Source organism: Streptomyces sp. NPDC058683, from assembly GCF_042716195.1.
GTDB lineage: Bacteria > Actinomycetota > Actinomycetes > Streptomycetales > Streptomycetaceae > Streptomyces.
This window is the reverse complement of record NZ_JBHXSK010000034.1, coordinates 26,570-39,042: the sequence shown is the minus strand read 5'-3', so window position 1 is coordinate 39,042 and position 12,473 is coordinate 26,570. Positions and strand designations below refer to the sequence as shown.

Annotated in this window: 12 protein-coding genes; 6 read left to right on the top strand and 6 right to left on the bottom strand. The window is 69.7% G+C overall.

Going from position 1 to position 12,473, the window contains the following annotated elements:
• Positions 1–184 precede the first annotated feature (184 nt).
• Genes ectA through thpD form a run of 4 tightly spaced genes read left to right on the top strand, consistent with a single transcriptional unit; the run spans position 185 to position 3,303 of the window.
• Entirely contained in the window at positions 185–700 is a 516-nt protein-coding gene (gene ectA / locus ACFWXC_RS32720) for a diaminobutyrate acetyltransferase (RefSeq protein ID WP_384484209.1), read from the top strand.
• Between the two features lie 10 nt (positions 701–710).
• Positions 711–1,982 carry a diaminobutyrate--2-oxoglutarate transaminase gene (gene ectB / locus ACFWXC_RS32715; protein WP_384484207.1) on the top strand — a complete coding sequence of 424 codons (1,272 nt, stop codon included), beginning with the start codon at positions 711–713 and terminating at the stop codon, positions 1,980–1,982.
• 31 nt (positions 1,983–2,013) lie between these two features.
• Positions 2,014–2,412, top strand: coding sequence for an ectoine synthase (locus ACFWXC_RS32710; RefSeq protein ID WP_384484205.1), 399 nt, complete (start codon positions 2,014–2,016; stop codon positions 2,410–2,412).
• 3 nt (positions 2,413–2,415) lie between these two features.
• Positions 2,416–3,303 carry an ectoine hydroxylase gene (gene thpD, locus ACFWXC_RS32705; RefSeq protein ID WP_384484203.1) on the top strand — a complete coding sequence of 296 codons (888 nt, stop codon included), beginning with the start codon at positions 2,416–2,418 and terminating at the stop codon, positions 3,301–3,303.
• A 147-nt stretch (positions 3,304–3,450) separates the two neighbouring features.
• On the opposite strand, the gene ACFWXC_RS32700 is transcribed toward thpD, so the two are convergent.
• From ACFWXC_RS32700 to ACFWXC_RS32680, 5 genes are all read right to left on the bottom strand, one after another.
• A complete protein-coding gene (locus tag ACFWXC_RS32700) occupies positions 3,451–4,512 on the bottom strand; it encodes an aminotransferase class V-fold PLP-dependent enzyme (protein ID WP_384484201.1) in 1,062 nt (353 codons plus the stop codon).
• Positions 4,513–4,609: 97 nt separating this feature from the next.
• Positions 4,610–5,326, bottom strand: coding sequence for a DsbA family oxidoreductase (locus ACFWXC_RS32695; protein WP_384484376.1), 717 nt, complete (start codon positions 5,324–5,326; stop codon positions 4,610–4,612).
• A gap of 62 nt (positions 5,327–5,388) precedes the next feature.
• Positions 5,389–5,892, bottom strand: coding sequence for a GNAT family N-acetyltransferase (locus tag ACFWXC_RS32690; RefSeq protein ID WP_384484199.1), 504 nt, complete (start codon positions 5,890–5,892; stop codon positions 5,389–5,391).
• Between the two features lie 66 nt (positions 5,893–5,958).
• Positions 5,959–6,567, bottom strand: coding sequence for a DUF1349 domain-containing protein (locus ACFWXC_RS32685; protein WP_384484197.1), 609 nt, complete (start codon positions 6,565–6,567; stop codon positions 5,959–5,961).
• A gap of 149 nt (positions 6,568–6,716) precedes the next feature.
• On the bottom strand, positions 6,717–8,246 hold the full coding sequence (locus ACFWXC_RS32680; RefSeq protein WP_384484195.1) for an aldehyde dehydrogenase (NADP(+)): 1,530 nt from the start codon (positions 8,244–8,246) through the stop codon (positions 6,717–6,719).
• A 145-nt stretch (positions 8,247–8,391) separates the two neighbouring features.
• On the opposite strand from ACFWXC_RS32680, the gene ACFWXC_RS32675 reads away from it, so the two are divergent.
• Together ACFWXC_RS32675 and ACFWXC_RS32670 are read left to right on the top strand one after the other, a co-directional pair.
• Entirely contained in the window at positions 8,392–9,165 is a 774-nt protein-coding gene (locus ACFWXC_RS32675) for an IclR family transcriptional regulator (RefSeq protein ID WP_351694752.1), read from the top strand.
• 81 nt (positions 9,166–9,246) lie between these two features.
• The gene (locus ACFWXC_RS32670; protein WP_384484193.1) at positions 9,247–10,701 is read left to right on the top strand and encodes a peptidoglycan D,D-transpeptidase FtsI family protein; all 1,455 of its coding nucleotides are present in this window, start codon (positions 9,247–9,249) and stop codon (positions 10,699–10,701) included.
• Positions 10,702–10,807: 106 nt separating this feature from the next.
• Here ACFWXC_RS32670 and ACFWXC_RS32665 read toward each other — a convergent pair whose 3' ends face one another.
• Entirely contained in the window at positions 10,808–12,259 is a 1,452-nt protein-coding gene (locus ACFWXC_RS32665; protein ID WP_384484191.1) for an NCS2 family permease, read from the bottom strand.
• Positions 12,260–12,473: the final 214 nt, after the last annotated feature.

Below are 12,473 nucleotides of genomic sequence, written 5' to 3'. Positions count from 1 at the left end.
CCGCTTTTTGCGGAGCTAAACCGGGGGAATTTCATCCAGGTTTCAACCCTGTGACGCACTCCACATAAGCGGGTCATTTGCCCGGTTTGTGGTGGGAAATATCGGCACATACAGGCACGGCGGATTGGGCTGGCAACAGCACCTGCCGTGCATTTTTGCATTTGCCTCGCTAAATTCAGTGCGCATGACCGCCCCACTAGCAGACCTGATCGTCGAGCGCCCGATGGTGACCGACGGCGCCGCCCTGTGGCGTATCGCAAAGGATTCCGGAAGCCTCGACCTGAACTCCTCGTACAGCTATCTGCTGTGGTGCCGGGATTTCGCCGGCACGTCGGCGGTGGCGCGCGGCGCGGACGGCGAGCCCGTCGGATTCGTGACCGGATACACCCGGCCGGACCGCCCGGACACGCTGCTCGTCTGGCAGGTGGCCGTGGACGCCGTGCAGCGCGGGCGCGGTGTCGCGGCGCAGCTGCTGGACGGACTGACGGCGCGGGTGGCCGCCGAACGGCCGCTCACCGCCGTCGAGACCACCATCACGCCCGGGAACACCGCCTCCGAGCGGCTGTTCACCTCGTACGCCGCCCGGCACGGCGCCACCGTGGAACGCACCGTGCTGTTCGAGGCCGGCGAGTTCCCCGACGGTCCGCACGACCCCGAAGTCCTGTACCGCATCGGCCCCTTGACCCCCACATCGCACTGAGGAGCCTCCTGTGACCATCATCCAGCCCGACCTGAGTGTCTTCGAGACCCTGGAGTCCGAGGTCCGCAGCTACTGCCGTGCCTGGCCGACCGTGTTCGACCGGGCCCGGGGCAGCCGGATGTACGACGAGGACGGCCACGAGTACCTGGACTTCTTCGCCGGCGCCGGATCACTCAACTACGGCCACAACAACCCTGTGCTGAAACGGGCGCTGCTCGACTATCTGGAACGTGACGGGGTCACCCACGGCCTCGACATGTCGACCACCGCCAAGCGGTCGTTCCTCCAGACCTTCCAGGACCTGGTGCTGCGGCCGCGTGACCTGCCGTACAAGGTGATGTTCCCGGGGCCGACGGGCACCAACGCCGTGGAGTCCGCGCTGAAGCTGGCGCGAAAGGTGAAGGGGCGCGAGGCGATCGTGTCGTTCACCAACGCCTTCCACGGGATGTCCCTCGGGTCGCTGGCCGTCACCGGCAACGCGTTCAAGCGGGCCGGGGCCGGGATCCCGCTGGTGCACGGGACGCCGATGCCGTTCGACAACTACTTCGAGGGGACCGTCCCGGACTTCCTCTGGTTCGAGCGGCTGCTCGAGGACCAGGGGTCGGGCCTCAACAAGCCCGCCGCGGTGATCGTGGAGACCGTGCAGGGCGAGGGCGGCATCAACGTCGCCCGGCCCGAGTGGCTGCGCGCCCTCAAGGAGCTGTGCGAGCGGCAGGACATGCTGCTGATCGTCGACGACATCCAGATGGGCTGCGGGCGGACGGGTGCCTTCTTCTCCTTCGAGGAGGCCGGGATCGTCCCCGACATCGTCACGGTGTCGAAGTCCATCAGCGGCTACGGGCTTCCCATGTCGCTGTGCCTGTTCCGGCCCGAGCTGGACGTGTGGGAGCCGGGCGAGCACAACGGCACCTTCCGCGGCAACAACCCCGCCTTCGTCACCGCGACCGCCGCCCTGGAGACCTACTGGACCGACGGCCCGGCGATGGAGAAGCAGACCCGGGCCAAGGGCGAGCAGGTCGAGCAGGCGCTCATCGCGATCGTCGAGGAGAACCTCGCCGACGTGCGGGAGTACCGGGGCCGGGGTCTGGTGTGGGGCATGGAGTTCCACGAGAAGGCGCGGGCCGGGCGGATCGCCGCACGCGCCTTCGAACTGGGGCTGCTCATCGAGACGTCGGGGCCGGAGAGCGAGGTCGTCAAGCTGCTGCCCGCCCTGACCACGACCCCGGACGAGCTGGACGAGGGGCTGAGCATCCTCGCCCGGGCCGTCCGGGAGACCGTCTGACCAGGATCTAGCAAGGAGGCTGTTCACCACCGTGATCGTCCGTTCGTTCAAGGAGATCGAAGGCACCGACCGGCATGTCAAGGCCGCGTCCGGGACCTGGGAGAGCAAACGCATCGTCCTCGCCAAGGAGCGGGTCGGCTTCTCGGTGCACGAGACGATCCTCTACGCGGGCACGGAGACGTCGATGTGGTACGCCCACCACATCGAGGCCGTGGTCTGCGTCGAGGGCGAGGCCGAGCTGACCGACCGCGAGACCGGGACGTCGTACACGATCACGCCCGGCACCATGTACCTCCTCGACGGGCACGAGCGGCACACGCTGCGCGTCAAGGAGGACTTCCGCTGCATCTGCGTGTTCAACCCGCCGGTCACCGGGCGGGAGGACCACGACGAGAACGGCGTCTATCCCCTGCTGACGGAGGAGGGCTGACCCATGACCACGATCACCGACCTGTACCCGAGCCGTGGCCCGGTCGAGGTCTCCGTCCCCCGCAAGGACCCGGTCGTCTGGTCGGCGCCCGGTGCGGCCGGGCCGATCGCCACGGACCGGCTGGAGGCGTTCGAGCGGGACGGCTTCCTCGCCATCGACCAGCTCCTCGCGGACGACGAGGTCGCCGTGTACCGGGAGGAACTGGAGCGGCTGGTCGCCGACCCGGCGATCCGGGCCGACGAGCGCTCCATCGTCGAGCCGAAGTCCAAGGAGATCCGGTCCGTCTTCGAGGTGCACCGGATCAGCGAGGTGTTCGCGAACCTGGTGCGCGACCAGCGCGTGGTCGGCCGGGCCCGGCAGATCCTCGGCTCGGACGTCTACGTCCACCAGTCGCGGATCAACGTCAAGCCCGGGTTCGGGGCCAGTGGCTTCTACTGGCACTCGGACTTCGAGACCTGGCACGCCGAGGACGGGCTGCCGAACATGCGGGCCGTGTCGGTCTCGATCGCGCTGACCGAGAACCACGACACCAACGGCGGGCTCATGATCATGCCCGGCTCGCACCGGACGTTCCTGGGCTGCGCCGGCGCCACGCCCGAGGACAACTACAAGAAGTCGCTGCAGATGCAGGACGCGGGCACGCCCTCGGACGAGGCGCTCACCGCGATGGCCGGCGAGTACGGCATCAAGCTGTTCACGGGCCGGGCCGGTTCGGCGACCTGGTTCGACTGCAACTGCATGCACGGCTCCGGCGACAACATCACGCCGTTCCCGCGCAGCAACGTCTTCATCGTGTTCAACAGCGTGGAGAACGCGGCGGTGGAGCCGTTCTCGGCACCGGTACGGCGGCCGGAGTTCATCGGGGCCAGGGACTTCACGCCCGTGCGGTGAACGCGGTTGCTCAGCCGGCTTGCCCGCCGCGCAGCGGCCATCGGACACAGCATCGGAGCCAGGGACTTCACGCCCGTGCGGTGATCTCCCCCTGAGCCGGCCGGGCCGGGACCTCCCGTGGGACGGGGTCCCGGCCCGGTCGTGTCGTCAGCCGCCGAGCACGTCCAGGAGCCGGTCCACGTCCGCGGCGGTGTTGTACAGGTGGAACGCGGCCCGCAGGTTGCCCGCCCGGTTGGAGACCTCGATGCCGGCCCGGCTCAGTTCCGGCTGCCGGCCGCCGAGTCCCGGCACCGAGACGATCGCCGAGCCCGCGGCGGGCAGGGGCGCGTGGCCGAGGCCGGCGAGTCCGGCCCGGAACCGGTCGGCGAGGGCCACGTCGTGGGCATGGACGGCGGCCACCCCGAGTTCCTCGATCAGGTCGAGGGAGCGGCGCAGGCCCGCGAAGGTGAACAGGGCGTGGGTGAGGTCGAACCGGCGGGCGGAGTGGGCGAGTTCGGCGACCGGGCCGTAGCAGCTGTCCCACGGCTCCTCGCCCGCGACCCAGCCCGCGAGCAGCGGGGTCAGCCCGCCGAAGTCCTCGGGGACCACGAGGAAGGCGGTGCCGTGCGGGCCGAGCAGCCACTTGAAGGAGACCGCGGCCGAGAAGTCGTAGCCGCCGGCGTCCATCGGGAGCCAGCCGGCCGACTGGGAGAAGTCGACGTAGGTACGCGCCCCGTGCTCGCGGGCCGCCTCCCGCAGAGCGGGCAGGTCGGCGAGGCGGCCGTCCGCGGACTGGGCGGCGCTGACCGCGACCAGCGCGGTACCGGGGCGGACCGACTCGGCGATCCGCTCCAGCGGCACGGAGCGGACCTTGAGGTCGCCGCGGACGTGGAACGGGTTCAGTACGGAGGTGAAGTCGTCCTCGGCGGTGAGGACTTCGGCGCCGGCCGGCAGCGAGGCGGCGATCACCCCGGAGTGCGCGGCGACCGAGGCGCCCACCGCGACCCGGGTCGCGGGGACGCCGGCCAGCCGGGCGTACGCGGCCCGGGTGGCCTCCACGTCCTCGTACAGCGAGGTCAGCGGCCGGCCCTCGGCCCGCAGCAGGGCCGCCTCGTGCAGGGCGGTGACGGTGCGGGCGGGCAGCAGGCCGTTGCTGGCGGTGTTGAGGAAGGTGCTCTTCGGGGTGAACTCGGCGCGGACGAGGCTCTCGAACGTCTCCGTGGTCTCCATGGCTCCACTCTGCGGCCCACGGAACCCCCCGTCCATTGCGGATTTTTACGCAGAACCGCTAAGCACTGCTTATACGACCGCCCTGACCTGGGGTTTCTCAGTGCTGCGGCACCGCGCACCCGTCCGGCCCGCAGGCCTCGGCGCCACCCTCGTCGAGGAGCTGGAGCGGGGAACGCGCGCCCCAGGCCTGGCTGAGCGCCTGGGTGAAGACCTCGGCGGGCTGGGCGCCGGAGACCCCGTACTTCCGGTCGAGGACGAAGAAGGGCACCCCGTTGGCACCGAGCTCGGCGGCCTCGCGCTCGTCGGCGCGGACGTCGTCGGCGTAGCGGGCCGGGTCGGCGAGCACCCCGCGCACGGCCTCCGCGTCCAGCCCGGCCGCCACGGCCAGCTCGACGAGCCGCTCGGCGCCCTCGGTGAACAGGGACCGCTCCTCGGCGAAGTTCGCCCGGTACAGGAGCTGGATCAGCTCGTCCTGGCGGCCCTGCTCCTTGGCGAAGTGCAGCAGCCGGTGCATGTCGAAGGTGTTGCCGTGGTCCCGGCCGCGGGTCTGGTAGTCGAGGCCCTCGGCGGCGGCCTGGGCACCCAGGTTTTCCTCACCGGCCTGGGCCTGCGCCGCGCTCATGCCGTACTTCTTGGTGAGCATCGCCAGCACGGGCTGGACGTCGTCCTTGGCGCGGCCGGGGTCCAGCTCGAAGGACCGGTGCACGACCTCGACCTCGTCGCGGTGCGGGAAGGCGGCGAGCGCCTTCTCGAAACGGGCCTTTCCGACATAGCACCAGGGGCAAGCGATATCGGACCAGATCTCCACGCGCATGCTGTCGGCTCTCTCCAGGTAGTCAGACGTCTTCAACTACCTGAACCTTCAACCAGCACCCTTCATTCCCCGTCCACCGCATACCGCAGACACAGGTGATGATCACCGTCGCCGAGCGGCTGCTCCGGGTCCGGCACCCAGCCCTGGCGGGCGTAGAAGGCCTGGGCCCGCCGGTTGTCGACGTGCACGTCGAGCACGGCCGTCCGCCTGCCGTCGGCCTGCCACTCCTCCACGCAGGCCGTGTGCAGGGCGGTGCCGATACCGGCCCGCCAGCGGCCGGGGTCGACATGGAACTGGAACAGCTTGACCGTTTCCGCGGACGCGCCCTCCGGGGTACGGAACGAGGCGATGCCGACGATCCGGCCGTGCGCGACGGCACACAGCACCTGCACGTCGGGGCGCTCGATGGAGCCGCGCCAGGCCTCGGTCCAGTCGATGTCGTCCTGCGGGGCACCGTCCGGGTAGTACGTCGAACGGGCCCGGAAGTGCAGTTCGCCAATGGTCTCGGCTTCGGCGGACAGGGCGGTGCGGATCACCAGCGCGTCGGCCACACGGTCACTGATCATGCAACGGAGGACGTGACCGCGCCCGCACCGGTTCCACGGGCGTCCCTGTCGCCGCGGCCGTCCCGCTCAGCTTCCGTCGCGGAGGTCGGCCGGCCAGTCGGGCCTGAACTCGATGTGGTCGTACGTCACCACGCACCCCTCCCCTATCGGCGACTGGGTCATGAAGCCGACCAGCGCATCTTCCGTCTCCTTCTCGCCGCCCAGCGTGAGCAGCCGCACGAAGACCCATCTCCTGCCGTCGCGGGAGGCGTGGAAGGCGAGCGCCCGCCCGGTCCGGCTGATCCGCAGCCAGACCGAACTCCCCTCCACGGTGAAGGCGTTGGCGTCGTCGGAGTGGCCACGGGTGACCACCGTGCAGACGGTGGGGACGTCCGGCGAGTTCTCCAGACAGAGCTTGGCCCAGGCCCGGTCGCCGACGTGGACGTACAGCACACCGGCGTCGAAGGCGGCACGGAAGCCGACGGTGACCCGGGCGATCAGCTGGAAGTCCCCCTCGGGCGCCCCGAGCAGCCGGGGCGCGTCCGAGGCGGGATCCAGGGCCTCCCCGGTGGGCGACACGAACCGATCCTGCCGGGCCCCGGCCCACCCGGTGAGCACACCGTCCTCATAGGACCAGTGCCCGTCGGGCCCGTAGGTACGGAGAGGGAAGGGTAGTTCGGGAAGTTTCACGTCCATGGTCGAATTGTGTCAGCAGAACTTCGAAGCCGACCAAGGTACAGCCAACCTAAGGGGCGCGGGGCTGTGCCGATATGCGGCTCCGCCGCGTGGGCGCGACCAGCCACATCGGACCGGCACCCCGCGACGCACCCGCACCCCTTACGGCGCTACCGCTCCAGCACCCCGTCGAACCGCCGAGGAAGCCCCAGCGGATTGTCATCCCGCAACTCCGCCGGCAGCAAAGCCTCCGGCACCCCCTGATACGCCACCGGCCGCAACCACCGCTCGATGGCCGTACCGCCCACAGAAGTAGACGTAGACGTCGTGGCAGGGTAGGGCCCACCGTGATGCTGGGCCGGGGCCACAGCAACCCCCGTCGGCCATCCATTGACCAGCACCCGCCCGGCCAGCGGCGTGAGCTCCGCGAGGATCTCCGCCCCGAGCCCCTCCCCCGCGGCCTCCTCCGCGGAGACGTGCACCGTCGCCGTGAGATTCCCCGGCAGCCGCGACAGCACCGCCGTCGCCTCACCGCGGTCCGCGTACCGGACCACCACGGTCACCGGCCCGAAGCACTCCTCCAGGAGCAGGTCGTACGCCCCCTCCTCGGCCAGCCGGCTCGCCGGCACCGTGAGGAACCCCGCGCTGACGGTGTGCTCGCCGCCCGCCCCCGGCGTCACCGGGCTCTCCACGTCGGGGAGTTCGGCGCGCTCGGCGACCCCGGCGACGAAGTTGTCCCGCATCCGGTGGTCGAGCAGCACCCCCGCGTCGGTGTCGCTGACCGCGTCCGTGAGGGACTTGAGCAGGCCGTCACCGCCGGCGTCGGCCGGCACCAGGACCAGGCCCGGCTTCACACAGAACTGGCCGACGCCCAGCGTCATCGACCCGGCGAGCCCGGTGCCGATCTCCCCGCCGCGCTCGGCGGCCGCGGCCTGGGTGACGAGGACGGGGTTGAGGGAGCCCAGCTCACCGTGGAAGGGGATCGGGACCGGACGCGCGGCGGCCGCGTCGAAGAGCGCCCGCCCGCCCCGTACCGAACCGGTGAAGCCGGCCGCGGCGATCAGCGGGTGCCTGATCAGCTCGATGCCGGCCTCGAAGCCGTGCACGAGACCGACCGCCTCGGCGGGGATGCCGTGCTGGGCGGCGGCCCGCCGCAGCACCTTGGCGACCAGCTCGGACAGGCCCGGGTGGTCGGGGTGGGCCTTGACGACGACCGGGTTGCCCGCGGCCAGCGCGCTCGCGGTGTCGCCGCCGGCGACCGAGAAGGCGAAGGGGAAGTTGGAGGCGGAGTAGACGGCGACGACGCCCAGCGGGACCTTGTAGCGGCGCAGGTCGGGGACGGGCGGGGTGGCGGTCGCGTCGGGGTGGTTGATGATGACGTCGAGGAAGGCGCCCTCGTCGACGATGTCGGCGAACGCGCGCAGCTGGTAGGTGGTGCGGGCGAGTTCGCCGGTGAGCCGGACCGGGCCGAGCGCGGTCTCGGCGTCGGCGGCCTCCACGAGGTGGTCCTTGGCCGCGTCGAGTCCGTCGGCGGCGGACCGCAGGAAGGCCGCGCGGACCGTGCGGTCGGCGAGGGAGCCGCGTGCGGCGTGCGCCGCGGTGACGGTGGCGTCCACCTCCTGGGCTGTGGCCTCCACCGCAACCTGTTCACGCTGCTTCCCGGTGCGCGGGTCGACACTCCAGACTGGTGCTGCTGTCACCGCAGGTCCCTCCATGTAGTGCGTTCTGCCGCAGATCCGGGTCACTCACCAGGGATGTTCGATATACTGAACGCTGTCTCTGATGATGAATACGATGTCGGAGACTATATCCTCGGTTTCTCGTCCAACGAAGGGGTCAAGGGCGATGTCGGCAGGCGAGACAGGCGGCGGGGCACAGGTCAAATCCGCGGTACGGACCGTGGAATTGCTCGAGTACTTCGCCGGCCGGCCCGGAATGCACTCCCTCGCGGCGGTCCAGGAGGCCGTCGGATATCCCAAGTCCAGCCTCTACATGTTGCTGCGCACCCTCGTGGAGCTGGGCTGGGTGGAGACGGACGCGACCGGCACCCGGTACGGCATCGGGGTCCGGGCCCTGCTGGTCGGCACCTCGTACATCGACGGCGACGAGGTGGTCGCGGCGGCCCGCCCGACCCTGGACCGGCTCTCCGACGACACCACGGAGACCATCCACCTGGCACGCCTCGACGGCACGAACGTGGTGTACCTCGCCACCCGCCAGTCCCAGCACTACCTGCGCCCCTTCACCCGGGTCGGCCGCCGGCTCCCCGCGCACTCGACCTCCCTCGGCAAGGCGCTGCTCGCCACCCACACCGACGAGCAGGTCCGCAAGCTGCTCCCGGAGACCCTCCCGGCGCTCACCGAGCACACCCTCACGGACCGCGAGAAGCTCATCGAGGAGCTCCACCAGATCCGCGAGCAGGGCTTCGCGATCGACCGCGAGGAGAACACGCTCGGGCTGCGCTGCTTCGGTGTGGCGATCCCCTACCGCACCCCGGCCCGCGACGCGATCAGCTGCTCGGTCCCGGTGGCCCGCCTCACCCCCGCCCACGAACAGATGATCAAGGACGCCCTGTTCGACGCCCGGGACCGTCTGACGCTGGCGACGCGACGGCTTTAGGGCGGCGTCGCATGAACGAACGATGAGAAATCCGCCTGTAAGGGAACGGAGGACCCGTCTTCGCTCGTCTGTCTGAGCGGGATGAACAAGACGATCAGGCGGGCGTCCGTCTTCGCGCTGCTGCTCGTGCTCGCTCTGCTGGTCAGGGCGACATGGGTGCAGTTCTACGACGGCCAGGCCCTCGCGGACGACACGGACAACCGGCGCAACGCGATCGAGACGTACTCGCGGCCGCTCGGGAACATCATCATGGCCGGTGAGTCGATCACCGGCTCGGCACGGACCCCGAGCAGCAGCGACCTCAGGTACAAGCGCACGTACACGGACGGCAAGCTGTACGCGGCCGTGACGGGCTACGCCTCGCAGAGCTATGCCCCGACCCAGCTGGAGGGCATCTACCAGGATCTGCTGAACGGCACCGACAGCCGGCTGAAGACGGTCATGGACACGGTCACCGACCAGCGCGCCGACCCGGGCAACGTGATCACGACGATCGACCCGGCCGTCCAGAAGGCGGGGTACCAGGCGCTCGGCGGCAAGAAGGGCGCGGCGGTCGCGATCGACCCGAAGACCGGCAAGATCCTCGCGGTCGTGTCCACCCCGTCGTACGACCCCTCCTCGCTCACCGACGCCAACACGGCCGGTACGGCCTGGAAGAAGCTGAACGCGGACGCGGACAAGCCGCTCACCAACCGGGCGCTGCGCCAGCCGCTGCCGCCGGGTTCGACGTTCAAGCTGGTGGTCGCGGCGGCGGCGCTGGAGGACGGCCTCTACGCGAACGTCGACGACAAGACCGACAGCCCGAACCCGTACACCCTGCCGGGCACGACGACCCCGTTGAAGAACGAGAGCAGCACGGCCCCCTGCGAGGACGCCTCGATCCGCACGGCGCTGCGCTACTCCTGCAACAACGTCTTCGGCAAGATGGCCGTCGACCTCGGCCAGGACAAGGTGCGGGCGATGGCCGAGAAGTTCGGCTTCAACAACGCCAAGCAGGACATCCCGGTGCGGGCCTACGCGAGCGTCTACCCGTCGGACATGGACAAGGCCCAGACCGGTCTCTCCGGCATCGGCCAGTTCGACGTCACGGCGACCCCGCTCCAGATGGCCATGGTGTCGGCCGCCATAGCCAACGACGGCAAGCTGGTCTCGCCGCACATGGTCTCGCAGATCACCGACAGCGGTGGTGATCTGCTGAAGAACTACGACGACGCCGGCACCGAGCAGATCGTCAGCTCCGGCACGGCCCAGCAGTTGCAGTCCGCGATGCAGACGGTCGTCGAGCAGGGCACCGGTACGAACGCGCAGATCGACGGCGTGACGGTGGGCGGCAAGACGGGCACCGCCCAGCACGGCGAGAACAACTCCAAGACGCCGTACGCCTGGTTTACGTCGTACGGCAAGTCCGACAGCACGGGCAAGGAGGTCGCGGTGGCGGTCCTGGTCGAACAGTCGGACGCGGCACGGTCGGAGGTCAGCGGCAACGGGCTGGCGGCGCCGGTGGCGAAGGCGATGATGCAGGCGGCGCTCAAATAAGCGCCCCGTCAGGGGCGCGGGGCTGTATTCATATGCGGCTCCGCCGCGGGGGCGCGACCAGCCACGACGAACCCGCGGCCGACGACGCACCCCCGCGCCCCACCCCCTACTTCACGCCCAGCACCTGCTCCACCGGATCGATCGCGAAGTACACCAGGAACAGCCCCGACACCACCCACAGCAGCCAGCTGACCTCCTTCGCCTTGCCCAGCACCGCCTTGATCACCACATACGCCAGGAACCCCGCCCCGATGCCGTCGGTGATCGAGTAGGTGAACGGCATCGCGGCGATCGTCAGGAACGCCGGGATGGCGATCTCGTACTTGTCCCAGTCGATGTGCTTGACGTGGGTCATCATCAGGAAGCCCACGGCGATCAGCGCGGGCGCCGCCGCCTGGAGCGGCACGATCGTCAGCAGCGGCGTCAGGAAGAGCGCGAGTCCGAACAGCCCGCCGGTGATCAGGTTGGCGAAGCCGGTGCGCGCGCCCTCGCCCACCCCCGCCGCCGACTCGATGTACGCCGTGTTGGAGGAGGCCGAGCCCACACCGCCGGCCACCGCGGCCGCGCCGTCGATGAACAGCACCCGCCCGATGCCGGGCACCTGACCCTTCTCGTCCAGCAGCCCGGCCTCCGCGCTGATGCCCACGATCGTGCCCATGGCGTCGAAGAAGTCGGACAGGATCAGCGTGAAGACCAGCAGGACGGCGGTGAGGACACCGGCCTCGGCGAAGCCGCCGAACAGGCTGAAGTGGCCGACGAGTCCGAAGTCGGGGGCTTCGACGATCTTGTCGGGGACCTTCGGCGTGGTCAGGCCCCAGCTCTTGATGTCGGCGACCGAGTCGATGACGATCGCCACGACGGTCATCGTGACGATGCTGATCAGGATCGCGCCCTTCACCTTGCGCGCGACCAGCGCGATGGTCAGGAGCACGCCAAGACAGAAGACCAGTACGGGCCAGCCGGTGAGCCGGCCGACGGCGCCCAGCTGCACCGGCACGGTGGTGTTCGCGGCGTCCGGGATCCGGCTGACGAACCCGGCGTCGACGAAGCCGATGAAGGCGATGAACAGACCGATGCCGACCCCGATCGCCTGCTTCATCGCCTGCGGGATCGCGTTCATGATCGCTTCGCGCAGGCCGGTCACCACCAGCACACAGATCAGGATGCCTTCGAGGACGACCAGGCCCATCGCGTCGGACCAGCTCATCAGCGGCGCCAACTGGAAGGCCACGACGGCGTTGAGGCCGAGCCCGGCCGCGATCGCCAGCGGCAGGTTGCCGCCGACGCCCATGATGACCGTCATCACACAGGCCACCAGCGCGGTGGCGGTGACCAGTTGGCCGGTGTCGAGAGTGTGGCCGAACTTGTCCTTGGCGCTGCCGAGGATGATGGGGTTCAGGACAAGGATGTAGGCCATGGTGAAGAACGTGGCGAAGCCGCCGCGTATCTCCCGGCCGAAGGTGGACCCCCGTTCGGAGATCTTGAAGAACCGGTCGACGGTGTTCCCGGCAGGTGGCGCGGCGCCCTGCCGCTCGTCCACCTTCTGCGACTCGGACATGGTCGTACTCCTCGTTGCCTGAGCGATCGTGTGCGGATGCTGGCTGGATTGTTCCCGCGTTGAACCTGTTTCAGGTTTTCTCCGTGTTACGGAATCAGGCCTGATGGACTCCGGTCGACCGGACCGTCACCGAACCCCCGTTCGGCACACACAAAAAGATCACTGCTACGCTCCGGATCTCGCCGGAACGCTCCTCCGGGCGTTCGCATATCGA